The following is a 14,150-nucleotide window of genomic DNA, read 5'->3' as shown; positions in this document are numbered from 1 at the left end:
AATTCAACCACCAAAGGTCAACAGTCCCTAGTCGTCCTGTCAGAACTTGGGTCAAATCATCTGTTGTTTCCGGGCGGCGTCAAAGTCTTATGTTCATAAGTTGAAATATATTTTTTAATGATTGAAATGACTTTTCGGTGAATCGATGAACGGGAAACAGGGCCGGCTTCTTGACAGACAAATGCTGCATTTTCTTGTGCCAGAATGCTAATCGCTTGAGGTTTGCAGATTTGCATAAAACTAAAATGGGATGCTCCCTTGATTTCTGCATAGTGGATTTGCTGGATGTTTTGAGTTAAGTAAGGTTTTAACTGCAATTTGGGAGGGACATGTCTATCTAGCTGTGCTGCAATGACCAGTGGATGCCCATGTAATTGATTGAAACTGCTAGGCACTATAGCGGGTACAAACCCTGGTGTTATTGCGATTGTTCGAGTGACTCTTGGATCGGAATAATTGCTAGATATCATTTTCTGGTCTTGGGTGGATAATCCTTTGAAAGCCTTTTTGAAATAGCGGCAAGAAGCATCTTGGTTTTGACTGCAATAACTCTGGTACCTGTTGATATCTAGTCGGGCTCCACTTAATGCTAATGCGCTATAGCCGCCTAATGAATAACCAATTACCGTGATATTGTGTTTATTGATAAACTGAGCATATTTTCCTGACAGTACCTGGTCAATTAAAAATGAAACATCACGGGGTTGTTCCCACATCCTTAGCACTTTGTCTGGCGTCGCTTGTCCGGTGGTGTAACCGGGATAATCGGCACTGATAACGAATGCTCCTGATTGTACTAAATCATTTCCTAACCAAGAGAGATTCTTCCAGTTGCCTGAAGTGCCATGAACGAGGATATAAAGCGGCAGATTTTTTCCTTGTAAAGGGGCATTTTTAATGGCTTTAAAACCTTTAAATGCTGGGTTGTCTGCAAATAGTTGTTTGGTCTTCTGCGCTGCTGTCGGATACAGCAATTTTGCTTTTATGATGCGTTGTCTTTGTGAGTCATGATAAGTTTTTGCCACTATAGCGGTGTTTGCCGCCAAAGATATGGGGCTAATAATACATAGGCTTAATGCAATGAGTGGACGCATGGTTGGTTTATAGGCAAAAATTAAGTACTTATTTTATTAAGTATATCTCAATTGACTCAAATATTTTTGTTATTTTGGGGTATTTTTAACCATCCCCACAATTTTTAAACAGCCTTTAATATTTTTGTAAATATGTGCTCAATGGCATCCTGAATAGGTTCGTTTTTTCTACACTTATTAATAAGGCAGTGAGATTTTATATTTATGTATCTCATCTGCTGGTTTGCCGAATTGATGTTGATATAAGGACGCTTACAATGAAAAATCATTATGCGGAACCATTCAACCCAGTCTGTGACTATATTGTACAATCGATTAATTTTAATGCTAGAAGAGGGCAGCGAGTACTCTCGTATAGTGAAGCTTGCGAGATTTTAAAGGATTCTTTTCCGCACTTTATCTCACCACATGAGTTGGACAATGCCTCTGATGAGCAGTGGCAATTGCTTTGTGATCAATTGACGCTTTGTTTAAATCGGGAAGTTTCAGTCAATGAACTTCGTCAGATCTTAAGTGATTCGCTGTTCCAAGTTGATGACATTATATAGCTCATACTCATGAAAAACTGCTGATAAAGCGGATCGGATATAGCCGATTTGCTAGAGTGGCTGGCATACTGAGCGATATGATTTAAATCTAGGGTGATGTCGGTCAGGTTTATCTATGAATAATGATTACGTCCTAGAGCATTGGTCTATTTTATTGACCTGCTATCAGACAGAGCACTCGAAATGATTTATACTGAGTGCTTTATTTTGTGTGGGATAGTTTTGAAAATATCACTTAAACCAGTACAACCATCTCAGCGATATGTGATTGATAATCTTTTTCGTTATTATGTTTATGAGATGTCGGGGTTTTTAAAACTAAGTCCCAATAGCGATGGGCAATATAGTTTTAACCCAGCTATCTTAGATCCTTATTGGGAAGAATCTAAAAACTTTCATATTCCCTATTTTATTTATGCTGAGCAAGATATTGCCGGGTTTGCTTTGGTTAGACGTTACCCTCAGCAATCGGAACTTTGGGATATGGGGCAGTTTTTTGTGTTGAGAAAATATGCGTCTCAAGGGATTGGACATAAAGCTTTTAAACAGGTTTGTATTGAACATCCTGGATATTGGCAGATCCGAGTATTAAAAGAGAACCACAAAGCGTTATGTTTCTGGAAAAGCGCTGTCCAGCAGTTCAGTGGCGGCGTTTTTACCCATACACAAGAGCTTGATATCGACTTAGAGATGCACTTTTTACGCTTTGAATTTAAAACATAAAGTGACCGATTTAACTGAGTCGATACAGAAAATTGTCCCCTAATACTTTGAATTGGAACGATGGTTTATGCTCATGGAAAGTCCTAATGACTATAATTTAGAGCTGGAGTTTTTGGCTCAGGCTTCTATTGGTCGGTGGCGTGGCCGAGAATTGATCGAACTAGACGCATTTTGTGAACTTCGTGATTATCTGTGTCGATGTGCTGTACCATTAAGAGAAACGAGCATGATTTCCAAACAGATCATCGATACCATGCTGCAAGCCTATGAGGTGCTAAAGGGGGCAGAGCATATGGATTTAGCTGATGAATTTATGCAATTGTTGTCCACGATGGCAAAAAATTAGCCCTATGGGGATCGCTAAAATAGTGTTGTGTGAATCCGTTAACCGATAAACTATATGCCATTTAAATCTAAGAAGAGAATGCTATGCATAGCTGTGAGCACGACCACCATCACCCACATTATGAGCATGATATGCATGGGGTTGAACATAACGAAATTCCTTGGGAAGAGGTAGTTGCAATTCATACCTATAAAATTGCGCTGGCGAAGAAAACATTAACCTATCTGACAATTGATTTCACGAGTGGTGAGTATTTGGAATTTGTTGATGGTCATGATGATTTTGAAGTGGTGATTGAGCTGATTGAAACTTATTATCCGACCTTATTAGGCCTCAAGGAACGCTTAGCAAAAATCAACCACACGAGTGTGGTTGATTTGTATGTCAAAGAATGACCCTCGTCTAATGATTTGTCGAGCGAATAACCATCAACACGCTGATCGGAGAAGATGTGAGTCTATATCGCATCATTTCCCTTTCAGCTTGGTTAGTCGTCGCCCCAACTGGTCGTGATCAGCGCACGGAAGAGGCTTCTTCGTGAGGCTGTCCAGCGAGATTTAACGATTTTAATCACCTATCAAAGTCTTTTTGTTGACTGAATTTAATGCTATTTCGTTGGCCAAAGGCTGCTGAACGACTATTTGTCTACGAATCTAAGAACGCTGATAATTCCGCATATTTTTGTTGATAGGGGGCTCGTAAGCGAAGGTTGGCAGCACCATCTTCACTTTCTATCACCACTGGCTTAGCATGTGTAAAGCGTCTAAAACCATGAATGCCGTGATAGGCTCCGATACCAGATGCGCCAACTCCTCCAAAAGGCAGCGTATCGATGGATGCGTGAGTCATTAAATCGTTAATTACTAAAGCGCCTGATGTGGTTCTTTGAGCAAATTCGTGTTGTCGATCGCTATTTTGTCCAAAATAATAAGCGGCTAATGGGCGCGAATGTGCATTGATATAATCAATCGCTTCATCGATTTGTTGGTAAGTCTTAATCGGTAACAATGGCCCGAATATCTCCTCCTGCATGATTTTCATCTCATCAGTTACATTTAGTACTAAATGTGGTGCAATCTTGCGAGTTTTAGCATCAAAAGCCGCTTCGTGTTCTGGTGCCAGAGCGATAATATTAGCGCCTTTAGCTTGGGCATCTTCGAGTAATGATATGAGTCGATCAAAGTGTTTTTGGCTAATAATCGATGTGTAATCGGAATTGTCCACAATGCTTGGAAAGCTTTTAACCATAAACTGGCGGGCAGCGCTGACAAATGCTTCGCTATCTGTATCTGGCAACATAAGGTAATCGGGTGATATACAGATCTGCCCAGCATTAAAGGTTTTTACCGTCATGGTGCGAATAGCGGTTTGTTGGATATCAGCATCCTCAGCCATCACTACTGGGGATTTTCCGCCAAGTTCCAAGGTTATTGGCACGAGATTTTCGCTAGCAGCTCTCATCACCTGTTTGCCGATACTGCTGCTACCGGTAAAGACTAAATGGTCAAATGGCAGAGCGCTAAATGCCTGTCCGACATCAGCATCCCCCAACACTACAGTGAGTTCATCTGGTTTAAAGTACTGAGCCACCAATTTTTGCAGTAGGGCTGAGGTCTGCGGTGTCAGCTCCGAGGGTTTGAGCATTGCTGTGTTGCCAGCTGCGAATACTCCGGCTAAAGGGCCAAAGGCTAGATTGAGTGGAAAATTCCAAGGGCTGATGATGCCGACGACCCCTACGGGTTGCTGTTGGATAAATGTTTGCATTCCCTGTTCTGGCGCAGTTACGACCTCTGGTTGCATCCACTGTTCCAGGTTTTCTGATGCAAAGTTAAGGGCATTGATGCTGCTAGCAACATCCGCAAGTAATGATTGATAAGTACTGCGATGACCAAAGTCATGACTGATGGCTTCAGATAGCTGTTCGCGGTTATCGTGCAGTAGGGCAATCGCTCTTTGCAAGCGATCGCGGCGTAATTGAGCGTTGGCTGGGCCTTGCTTGAGATGAGCATCTTTTAAACGGGTTAAGGTCTTTAATAATTCAGTATGCGGTTGTTGTTGATCGTTCATAGGACTCCTCGGTCATCAAGAATGATGGATGCAAAACAAAATTTCGCCGTATACAGCGGGCTCTTTTTTTAGCTGGTTAAGAGTATGGCACAATGGTTTAAAAGCGATAACAATGCTATTTTAGTAGGGGTATAAAAATTTTTATGGGTGGTTATGTCGCTGGTCAGACTTAGAACATTTATTGAAGTTTATCGACAGCGCTCAATCAGTGGTGCGGCTCGAATGCTCAATTTAACTCAGCCGGCCGTGTCTCAGCATATCGCCGGGCTAGAAATGACTATTGGTCGACCACTATTTGCGCGACAAGCGAGTGGTGTAGTGCCAACTTCGGCTGCTGACGAGTTAGCCGCCGATATAGGCGATAAGCTAGATGCAGTTGAAGCGGCTTTAGCATCGGCGCGGGCCCGTTCACGAAATGTTCCGGGGGCATTACAGTTAATTGGTCACGCTGACTTTATGGCCGAAAAATTGGCGCCGCAGCTCGCGCCTCTTCTCGAAGCAGGGATTCGACTGCGAATGCATACCGGGGATGGCCCTTTGGTGACGCAAATGTTGCTTGAGGGGCATTGTGATTTAGGGATCTCAGCTCATCCTGTCACCGATAACCGTTTAAGAAGTGAGACGATATTGACCGATAAGGTGGTTGCTGTGGCTGCCCCGGCAGTGGTTGAACGTCTTACGAAAGCCGCTGATTTTGCAAAAGCATTATTGCAAGAGCCGCTATTGGCTTACAATCTTGAATTATCATTGGTAGACGATTGGCTTGAGCATAATCGGCTGCTGACTCCAGAGCTTCTCCCCGCTATGGTGGGGCAGGATTTACGGGCCCATCGCAGTTTATTGGTACAAGGGGTCGGCTGGTCAGTCATGCCAAAATTCTTATGCCAAAAGCAACTTAAACGGGGTGAATTAAAGTTAATTTCTCCACCTCGTTCGCATACTGATATCAACTATTATCTTATCTGGCTACCTAGTGCCCTTAGGCAACCCCGTGTCGCGCATGCCAAACAGATGCTTTTGGCACGCGTTCAATAAGAGTAATGGTTCAATGATGGCTATTTATAGCCACCTTTCATGTAACGATAAAATGCAGGATTGACCCAAGTTTTAATGGTTTGGACTTGCATCTTAGGCGTATCGTTTTGAATGTGCCTGGTTTGAGCTTGAGCATCTTCAGGTAGAACCATTAATTGTGCCTGATAATTGCCAATTGCAATGCGGTTCTCCATCAACACTTTGTAGCCTTTCATCGGTGTATATGAACGATAGAATGGTTGCCACCAAGCTTCATAAATTAAGCCTTTTTCATTTTTACTATCTTTTTTCGCATATTGATTAATCAGAGCCATGAACTGAGCTTTGCGCTGTACGCTTTTAAACTCAAAATCAAGATTATACTCTTTGGCTATAGCGATCATTTTGCCGCTAGGAAGTGTCGTCACGGGATAGGTTGGTTTACCCCATTTCGCCAAATATAGAAATGCGGATGATTTTACACTCAGTTGTACTTTTGGATCGAAGCCCTTCATACGCATTAGATAGATCAATTGGTCGGCATGGCGAATATTATTGTGACCATATCGAATCATTCGTAGCGAATTAAAATGAGAAAGATCGTCTTTATCGATGATGTTATAGCCGGTGGTGTAGCCTTTGTCGATAAATTGATTCAACTGTGCTAGGACGTTGTCATTATTGATGACATCAGCATATTTCCAAGCGTGGTTAATCCGCGCAACAATATTTTCATCATCGACGTTGCCTAGGGACTGTTGACCTTTGGTGGTTGAATTTTGTTCAAATTAAACGCATTTTGAACGCGGCGCCCCCTGTGTCGCTTAATGAGTTAAGCAAGCAGGGTGCAACAAAGTTCAGGATGCGTTTAAATGAACCCCAAGGGCAGTATCTGAGAGGAATTTATCCAGCGTTAAACGTTCTTTGTGGAGAATAACTACACGGCACAACGTTTGCCTTGTCTAAATCCCTCTCAGATTTCTGCAAAACTAATCACCAAAGGTCAACAGTCCCTAGATAATTTTCAGCGGTATCGAGTTGATCATGTACAAATTGCGTCAATTTTTGACTTAAGCGATGGGGGTGGTTTAAATCCTCAATATCGATCACTCCCAGATCGATCATTAAAGCATCGGCTTTGGAGCGGCTTTGTTTATGAGTCGAGTTCACCACTTGGGCATGGCTAAGGGTATTGGCTAGTTCTTCAAGATGCAGTGATGTCACGGCTTGCTGGGTTGTCATCGGGGCCGCGTTTACTTGTGTTGTCCAGCTCAGCAGGGTCATGAGCGCGAGAATTTTTAGTTGATGTAGATTCATAACCATTCCTTGGTGTTCAGAAAGTAGCAGGTCAGTGTCTAAAAACTTGAGTTAGTCTAGGATGTTCCAGGTTCGCTGGCGCTTTAAGCACTATACGAGCTATTATTTGTTAGGTGCAACGTTCTACCACGGATACCTTCTGTCGCCACTGTGTTTGATGAAATATATTAAATTGAGTGCCTCTTGCCGATGGGTTGAAATTTATCACAATTTTTTTCAATGGATTCAATCATATTTTAATAGCGTGATTCCCCTTCATTGTTGTTTCTTAATAGATAATATGAGGCAGAATAGTTTTCTTTAATGAGCTTATTCAATGAGTGATTATAAATTTTGTGTTTGTGTGATACCTGAGCGTTATTCGTTCAAAAAAAGCAAATTTGATATAGAAGTCAAGATGCCGTTGCACCCATTAAATCAATAGCAGCTCTATTGGCTAGCTCTGCTAGAGCACATAGTCTTAGACGTTAGTAAAAATTAATTTTAGCCCTATGGAAATAGAGTGATTCTATGCAACTTCAATTTTTAGGTACATCAGCCGGCGTTCCGACCCGGAGACGAAATGTCACGGCTCTTGCCGTTCTTTGTTCGCAGGGTAAAGGATGGTTTTTAATCGATTGCGGTGAAGGTACTCAGCATCAAGTTTTGCAGACATCACTATCGCTAAATCAATTACAGGGGATTTGTATCACGCATATGCATGGCGATCACTGCTATGGATTACCCGGACTCCTTTCAAGCGCGGCAATGAATGGTCGTAAAGCGCCTCTGACTATTATCGCTCCCAAAGGAATCCAACAATGGATAGAAGCAACTGCGTTATATAGTGAATTTAACTTGGGGTATGAACTGAGTTTTATTGAGGTCAACTCTCAACTCCATCATCGTGTCGGGGCCGTTACCATTGAAGCGGCTAAATTGTCACATCGAGTGCCATCACATGCTTATAGTTTTACTGAAAAAACTGCAGATTTTAAGCTAGACGTTGAAAAACTCATTCGTGATGGTGTTCCTCGAGGGCCGTTGTGGGGGCAGATCAGTAAAGGGATATCCGTGGCAGTGAATGATCGACAGATTAGTGCCCAAGATTACTTGATTGCCAATCACGAAGCAGAAAAAATTGTAGTCGGTGGTGATAATGACACACCTTCATTACTTGGTGAGATTTGTCATGGTTGTCAGGTGCTGGTTCATGAGGCGACTTATACTGAAGATGTTGCCCTTAAGGTGGGGAGTGATGTGGGGCATAGTTATGCACGTTTGGTGGCGGAATTTGCCCAACAAGCACAGATCGCGAATTTAGTGCTCACTCACTTTAGTCCTCGTTATCAGGACCATTTAAAAGCGGCTCATTGTATTGACGATATTCGCCATGAAGCGCAGCAGTTTTATAAGGGAAATCTATTTTTAGCACGTGATTTTGCAACGTTCGATTTAGATAAACAGGGACAGTTAAGCCTGATGAGCCGTGATTTGTAAAGAGCATCATGAGATAGGGAATGTAATGATTACAGTTGATTATAATTATCACGATGAAAATGCTCAGGTCGTTAATCGCCAATATCAGGTGAATTCTTATGCTGAGTTGCAAGAACGGATTCATCAATACCCTTGGCAACATGAGATAGAGCAGTTTGAGCGAAGTGATGAAGGTGGTGGAATTTCGATAACAAACCAGCAAGATGAGTCGGTTGTGGTGAATTATTTACTGGTGCCTATTGAGTCCGATATTGCAGGTTTATATGTTGATGTTTGCCTTTCAAGGGGATGGTTGGATTGGCCGCCAATCTGTGAGTTATAGCTATCCGTCACTTTCGCTTCGCGAGGCGGTTGGTATTTTAAAAGAGGTTATTGTTTACTCACCAGAGTCTCTGTATCAACAATATCGACTTAAGAAAAAACAATAGCGGACTATTTTTATTTAAATGACAGCCATTGCTGTCTGATTCATGTAGCAGGGGCTTGCCATAATCTAACGTCATCGATAAAGCGTCGATGCGATAAAAAATTTAGCGAGGGTCTATAGCTAATATACTCGCTAATCGGTTGAACTGATGGACTATCTTTCGTTTGCGTATTTTTGGCTATTGATCGCTAAAATTTAAGGCATGACTCATTCACAACTTCCAATATTGCCCATCCAATGAAATTGATAAACAAACCCCAATAATGAAACAGCGGTGATTGATTTGGTGATAATAATTGGCATATATTAATAATTGTATCAATATAGCTTTCTGTTTTTAATAATACAGCCTCTATTCGTAAGTGGTTGGTGGTTGTGCTTATGTTTTTTATCGAGATTATTAGACTAAGGATATGATCATGCGAATGGATTTCATCAGGCGATATGTCATTACAGTGTTGGGAGCGCTTGTGATTGGGTGGGCCGGATGTGCGCAGGCAGTCAATACAGGAGGCTTTTCCAATACGATGGGGGGCGATAGTTATCCTGCAAAGACCGTTAGCACTTTAGCTGAGCTTAAGTCTGCTGTGGCTGCAGGTTCGCATCATATTATTGTCAGAGGTACTATCTATGGTGGCCCTTCGTTGACGACCCTTACCTTTGCTTCAACACGAAACAACAATACAACGGTGGAAGGCGAGCGCGGTGGGCAGGCAGTTTTAGAGAATATTCAATTGAAGTTTGATGGTGAGAAACTTGCACTGGGTACCAATGTTGAGAACATTAAGGTTTCGAACATTACCTTTTATGGCAATATCTCAGATTTACAGCATCTGCCAACACAAGTTTATGGAACTGCAAATAATGCTGGAATTAATTATGAAGGAGTTTCATTGCGCCGGGTCACCAATGCCTATATCACGCACTGTACTTTTTATAATACCAGTGATGACTTATTGAGTGTGACCTTGTCATCAGATTATGTGACTCTCTCATTCAACCATTTTTATTTTTCTAGAAGTTGGGCCTATATGAGCCCAGATCCAGTTTGGAACTGGGTTGGTTCATACACTGATTTAGCGGGCGAACGTTTGGCAATGGTGATTGGCGCTAATTCATCCGATTCTTATGTTGCGACTGGGGCTTTACATGTCACAGTGCACCATAACTGGTTTGGTCCTTATATGCGTGGGCGGCCATTATTTCGGGGATGGGTACATCTTTACAGCAACTATTTCGATAACCATCCCGCATTGTCAGGGAGTCGCACGGCCAACGATGGTCACCGCTACCCACTGCAGCAATATAATGCAATCCAAATAAATAGTGGAAGTGTTGTGGTGTCAGAATCGAACTATTTTTATCACACCAATAATACGAATAACATCTCCACAGATTCCAGCGGCAATATTTATAAGTTTTACGAACGTAACAATGTTTATAACAACACAACCGGCAGTTCAGCATCAGGCTCTAATTTTGGCACTTCGCCAGTGGGTTACAGTTATACCATTACTGCTGCTTCTCGTGTGCCTGACTTTGTGCAGCGGAATGCAGGTCCACAATAGAACTAAGCGTTAAATCGAAGCAACCTCTGACGATAGTTTATCGTTTTGTCACAAAATTCTTATAAAGTATGAGGCTGAGGCACAAGTGATATTGATCTTTAGAGCACCCTGATATGTGCAGAGAGAGTTTTCCTTGCAAAATATTAATGATCTATATCAAATTTTGATATTTTAAGGCGTCTTAAAGCTAACGCGAATATGGTTTTGCTCTTCTCGGTTATTGAGACTGAACTCTGTTGCGTTACAGTATTAGAACCAATCCAATATTATTGACCCGCATTCTAATTTTAAAGGTGAAATATGAATCAATATATGGTTCAAATTGCAGCGATTGAAGTACAGATGATTGACCCTGAAGACGATCTGTTACCCATGCGTAAAGCGATTGCTAACGTATTAAAAAAAGCCCACCGGAGATTAAGTGCAGGTGCGTTTGCTAAATTACTAGACCAAGCAGTGCCTGCGCTAGTTAAGTATTGTGGTTGTGCTGAAGACTTTGAAAAGTTAGAGCATGTTTTAGATGACCTATATGATCATCAAGTCATTGACTCAACAGGGTATAAAGAGATTGAAACGCATTCTGCCTGCAATCGCTGGTTGTAATGTTCGTATTGAGTTTTTTGTATCGTTACCATCGTTGATATGAGCGACGTTACAAGGATAGAGAAACAGGGGGAATGGTTGGTAGAGTGTTTGGGCGGATTGTGGACGTCAGTCTTGCCAAAAACGAGGTTATCAATGGGGAGCCTCCCAACCATAGGAAATCGTGCTGCAATAGTGAGTCGTTACCCACAGGACACTTGTTCAATTGCTAACTCGCTACTTAGTATGAATGCCCAGATCATCATGGTCTTATGACTACCGGTCCAAGGCTTAGCCATTCCATTCAGGGATGGCTATATTTCCATATCAGAGATACATTGAAGGACTTAAACTAACTTAAAGTTGATTACTGATTTTTTCAATTTCCTCCTGCCATTGCTTTTGCAGGTCTGGCTTTTGATGTTTGGGTTTTCGCTGTCGGTCAGCTGCCAGTAATGATTCGAGGTGTAGCAAACGCTCTAACAGTTGCTCCTCTTCTGTATCCTCATGGTCAGCGTGTAAAGCCGTCCCTTTCTCTATTGGCTTGGCATGTTGCGCAGAATACTCAGCGTGTTCACTCAGTTGCAGATAGACCTCTTCAGCTGATAAGTACTCACTCAGCCGCCCTTGTTGAATCAGCCAGAATCGATTACAACTTTGTTCGATTAGGCTGCGATCATGACTGACCAAAACAGCAGCGCCTTCGAATGCATTTAGCGTTTCTATCAGCTCTTCTTTGCCTTCCATATCCAAGTGGTTGGTCGGTTCATCTAAAAATAACAGGTGATACCTTGCCAGCGTTAACCCGACAAATAGCAGTCGAGCTCGTTCCCCGCCACTGAGCGATTCGATCTTTTGGGTATGTCGGGCATACTCAAATCCCGCGCTGATTAATGCACGCTTGCTTTGTTCGTTACTGATTGCGGCAAAATGACCTAATGCATCGGTTAACGTATCTTGATCAGCTAGCTGTGCGAGTGATTGATCGTAATAACCTAATCGGCAACGGTCATGGAAGATCACTGAATCATCTTGGTGCTCTAAGAGCGCAGCTTGTCCTGCCTCTTGTTGCAGATAGAATCGATGGCATAGATTCAGTAATGTTGATTTACCACAGCCATTACGTCCCAACACGGCAATTCTGTCACCGCTTTTAATCCGCATGTCGGGCATCTCAAACAAAGCCGGATAGTTTGGCGCAGGTTTGACGGCAAGCGCAGACACTTCCAATAAGCGGTTTGCGGGTAGTGCTTCGCCATGCAGTTCTAAACACCACGGCGCGCCTTCGCTCAGTTCAGTTTGTTGCTCTTCCAAGCGCTCTTTTCTGGCAAACATGGTTTTGGCTTTGCGTGCTAAATCTTCATTGTCGTAAACCTTGCCCCACACCGCCAGTCGCTTCGCACTTTTCTCGATGCGGTCGATCTCCTTCTGTTCACTGTTATGACGCGCTTGATCTTGTGCATCTTTTTCTTTGAGGGCTTGCCTTGCCTGTGAGCAGGGCAGCGCAAAATGATACAGTGACTGATCGCGCATCACCCAGGTGGTATTGGTAACAGAATCCAGCAAGGTCTGGTCGTGAGACACCAACACAAATGTTCCCTTCCAGTGACTCAAAAATTGCTCTAGCCACATCAGTGACGGAAGATCTAAGTGGTTGCTGGGTTCATCGAGTAACAATAAATCAGGTTCATTGATAATAGCTCTGGCGAGTAGCAGCCGCATCTGCTGCCCGCCGCTGCAATTTTTCATAGCCATCTGCCAATCGGATTCTAAAAATCCTAATTCTGATAAAAGCATCTCGGCCCGCCAATGGCCATCGTCGCTTAGCGTTTCAGTTAATGCTGCGAGAACAGTTCTAGAGTGTAAGGGTTCAGGAAGATGTTGTTCCACATAACTCATCAAACATTGTTTGGCTTTCGCAATATGTCCTTCACTGGGCTCAATTTGTCCACTCAACAGTTTGAGCAGTGAGCTTTTGCCACAGCCATTGTGACCAATCAGGCCGACTTTATCGCCGCGATTAATGGTGACATTCAGCGATTTGAACAATGCAGTAGAGGTGAAAGAAAGGGTAAGGGATTTTGCTGTTAAAAAAGTACTCATAGTCGTCTCAAGAATTTTTGGGAGCGTAACTCCATTGTCAGAGTTGACAATAATTCTTCGAGCTTGAGAGAAAGTACTCGAGTGACGTTTTCCGTCGAAAGGTAATTATTCGCTCAAGTCGAGATTATCGCAACGCGATATCAATCACTCTTGAGCAAGTTTTAGTGCCAAATAAGCGTGGGTTAAGCGAACACCACATAGACATAAAATTCTCCTTAGATTCGTTGTGAAAATGTTGCCATTTTCGGTTGATCGGTCGTATAAATTTTAGCGTTGTCTTGGACAAAGTAAAGAATTTAAACTAATTGTCTGCCACAAAAAATAATTTTCGCTATTGTCTTATGTCGTGGTTTTAAATTCACCAGTAACGATTGCTGTGTTTGTTCAATAGTACCGAATAAAGGTGCTTATAATGGCTCCTTTTTACCAATATTTGCTTAGCAAAAAGTGGACTATCTTGGGAACTCTAACCTTACTGTACACTGGAATATTTAATGAAAAATCATAAGAAGTGACTATTATTCATGGGAAAAGATATCCCAAAAACAGTTTTTAACGCGTATATAGTTGAGTATTTTAGTTAGGTATTTGGGCTTTGTATCAGTTAATGAAATCGCTGTCAGGGCCTTTTTTGTGCGTTGTTTAATTTGTACATTTTTCTTCAATAAAAACGGGGTTTCAATTGAATGATTTAGTCAAAAAAGGTAATACTTATATGGTGGGTAGATAAAGAAGGATGCATCAGTTCTATTTCTTTGATGATTCGTTATACGATTGAAGCGACTATTCTTAAATTTTTGACTTAAGAGCGTTGCTCTATGCAGACATCTATGTGCTGTGTTTTTCCTTTGTATGTTGTGCATCCCTTTGTTATGTCACAGA

14 protein-coding genes are annotated in these 14,150 nt (G+C 42.2%); 9 read left to right on the top strand and 5 right to left on the bottom strand.

Annotated elements, in window-relative coordinates:
* Nucleotides 1-56: 56 nt before the first annotated feature.
* Nucleotides 57-1,046, bottom strand: a complete 990-nt coding sequence (locus tag EV690_RS03475; protein WP_207907504.1) for an alpha/beta hydrolase family protein — start codon at nt 1,044-1,046, stop codon at nt 57-59.
* Nucleotides 1,047-1,351: 305 nt separating this feature from the next.
* On the opposite strand from EV690_RS03475, the gene EV690_RS03470 reads away from it, so the two are divergent.
* The 4 genes from EV690_RS03470 to EV690_RS03455 all read left to right on the top strand — a co-directional run bounded on the left by EV690_RS03470 (nt 1,352) and on the right by EV690_RS03455 (nt 3,106).
* Nucleotides 1,352-1,642, top strand: coding sequence for a hypothetical protein (locus tag EV690_RS03470; protein WP_131911550.1), 291 nt, complete (start codon nt 1,352-1,354; stop codon nt 1,640-1,642).
* A 222-nt stretch (nt 1,643-1,864) separates the two neighbouring features.
* Entirely contained in the window at nt 1,865-2,365 is a 501-nt protein-coding gene (locus EV690_RS03465) for a GNAT family N-acetyltransferase (protein ID WP_131911549.1), read from the top strand.
* A gap of 73 nt (nt 2,366-2,438) precedes the next feature.
* Nucleotides 2,439-2,711 carry a hypothetical protein gene (locus EV690_RS03460; RefSeq protein ID WP_131911548.1) on the top strand — a complete coding sequence of 91 codons (273 nt, stop codon included), beginning with the start codon at nt 2,439-2,441 and terminating at the stop codon, nt 2,709-2,711.
* A gap of 83 nt (nt 2,712-2,794) precedes the next feature.
* Nucleotides 2,795-3,106: a hypothetical protein gene (locus EV690_RS03455; RefSeq protein WP_131911547.1), complete on the top strand. Its 312-nt coding sequence runs from the start codon at nt 2,795-2,797 to the stop codon at nt 3,104-3,106.
* Nucleotides 3,107-3,356: 250 nt separating this feature from the next.
* On the opposite strand, the gene EV690_RS03450 is transcribed toward EV690_RS03455, so the two are convergent.
* Complete coding sequence (locus tag EV690_RS03450) at nt 3,357-4,778, bottom strand: coniferyl aldehyde dehydrogenase (protein WP_131911546.1); 1,422 nt, start codon at nt 4,776-4,778, stop codon at nt 3,357-3,359.
* A 153-nt stretch (nt 4,779-4,931) separates the two neighbouring features.
* On the opposite strand from EV690_RS03450, the gene EV690_RS03445 reads away from it, so the two are divergent.
* Nucleotides 4,932-5,813, top strand: coding sequence for a LysR family transcriptional regulator (locus tag EV690_RS03445; RefSeq protein ID WP_131911545.1), 882 nt, complete (start codon nt 4,932-4,934; stop codon nt 5,811-5,813).
* A gap of 20 nt (nt 5,814-5,833) precedes the next feature.
* On the opposite strand, the gene EV690_RS03440 is transcribed toward EV690_RS03445, so the two are convergent.
* A complete protein-coding gene (locus tag EV690_RS03440; protein WP_131911544.1) occupies nt 5,834-6,451 on the bottom strand; it encodes a hypothetical protein in 618 nt (205 codons plus the stop codon).
* 334 nt (nt 6,452-6,785) lie between these two features.
* Nucleotides 6,786-7,109 carry a hypothetical protein gene (locus tag EV690_RS03435; RefSeq protein ID WP_131911543.1) on the bottom strand — a complete coding sequence of 108 codons (324 nt, stop codon included), beginning with the start codon at nt 7,107-7,109 and terminating at the stop codon, nt 6,786-6,788.
* A 510-nt stretch (nt 7,110-7,619) separates the two neighbouring features.
* Here EV690_RS03435 and EV690_RS03430 point away from each other — a divergent pair.
* The 4 genes from EV690_RS03430 (at nt 7,620) to EV690_RS03415 (ending at nt 11,186) form a co-directional block, all read left to right on the top strand.
* Nucleotides 7,620-8,588 carry a ribonuclease Z gene (locus EV690_RS03430; RefSeq protein ID WP_131911542.1) on the top strand — a complete coding sequence of 323 codons (969 nt, stop codon included), beginning with the start codon at nt 7,620-7,622 and terminating at the stop codon, nt 8,586-8,588.
* Between the two features lie 25 nt (nt 8,589-8,613).
* Complete coding sequence (locus EV690_RS03425; protein ID WP_131911541.1) at nt 8,614-8,910, top strand: hypothetical protein; 297 nt, start codon at nt 8,614-8,616, stop codon at nt 8,908-8,910.
* Nucleotides 8,911-9,434: 524 nt separating this feature from the next.
* Complete coding sequence (locus tag EV690_RS03420; RefSeq protein WP_224054885.1) at nt 9,435-10,583, top strand: pectate lyase; 1,149 nt, start codon at nt 9,435-9,437, stop codon at nt 10,581-10,583.
* 300 nt (nt 10,584-10,883) lie between these two features.
* Nucleotides 10,884-11,186 (top strand): hypothetical protein, encoded by a 303-nt coding sequence (locus tag EV690_RS03415; protein ID WP_131911540.1) that lies wholly within the window; start codon nt 10,884-10,886, stop codon nt 11,184-11,186.
* A 336-nt stretch (nt 11,187-11,522) separates the two neighbouring features.
* On the opposite strand, the gene EV690_RS03410 is transcribed toward EV690_RS03415, so the two are convergent.
* A complete protein-coding gene (locus tag EV690_RS03410) occupies nt 11,523-13,268 on the bottom strand; it encodes an ABC-F family ATP-binding cassette domain-containing protein (RefSeq protein ID WP_131911539.1) in 1,746 nt (581 codons plus the stop codon).
* Nucleotides 13,269-14,150 lie beyond the last annotated feature (882 nt).

The sequence above is a fragment of the Celerinatantimonas diazotrophica genome, assembly GCF_004339545.1.
GTDB classification, from domain to species: Bacteria; Pseudomonadota; Gammaproteobacteria; order Enterobacterales; family Celerinatantimonadaceae; genus Celerinatantimonas; species Celerinatantimonas diazotrophica.
Note: the sequence above shows the minus strand (reverse complement) of the source record. Positions and strands in the feature narration are given on the sequence as shown.

Excerpts from the sequence above, each read along its gene's own strand:
- EV690_RS03470 (WP_131911550.1), top strand. The coding sequence starts at position 1,352 with ATGAAAAATCATTATGCGGAACCATTCAACCCAGTCTGTGACTATATT.
- EV690_RS03460 (WP_131911548.1), top strand. The coding sequence starts at position 2,439 with ATGGAAAGTCCTAATGACTATAATTTAGAGCTGGAGTTTTTGGCTCAG.
- EV690_RS03455 (WP_131911547.1), top strand. The coding sequence starts at position 2,795 with ATGCATAGCTGTGAGCACGACCACCATCACCCACATTATGAGCATGAT.
- EV690_RS03450 (WP_131911546.1), bottom strand. The coding sequence starts at position 4,778 with ATGAACGATCAACAACAACCGCATACTGAATTATTAAAGACCTTAACC.
- EV690_RS03445 (WP_131911545.1), top strand. The coding sequence starts at position 4,932 with ATGTCGCTGGTCAGACTTAGAACATTTATTGAAGTTTATCGACAGCGC.
- EV690_RS03435 (WP_131911543.1), bottom strand. The coding sequence starts at position 7,109 with ATGAATCTACATCAACTAAAAATTCTCGCGCTCATGACCCTGCTGAGC.
- EV690_RS03430 (WP_131911542.1), top strand. The coding sequence starts at position 7,620 with ATGCAACTTCAATTTTTAGGTACATCAGCCGGCGTTCCGACCCGGAGA.
- EV690_RS03425 (WP_131911541.1), top strand. The coding sequence starts at position 8,614 with ATGATTACAGTTGATTATAATTATCACGATGAAAATGCTCAGGTCGTT.
- EV690_RS03420 (WP_224054885.1), top strand. The coding sequence starts at position 9,435 with ATGCGAATGGATTTCATCAGGCGATATGTCATTACAGTGTTGGGAGCG.
- EV690_RS03415 (WP_131911540.1), top strand. The coding sequence starts at position 10,884 with ATGAATCAATATATGGTTCAAATTGCAGCGATTGAAGTACAGATGATT.
- EV690_RS03410 (WP_131911539.1), bottom strand. The coding sequence starts at position 13,268 with ATGAGTACTTTTTTAACAGCAAAATCCCTTACCCTTTCTTTCACCTCT.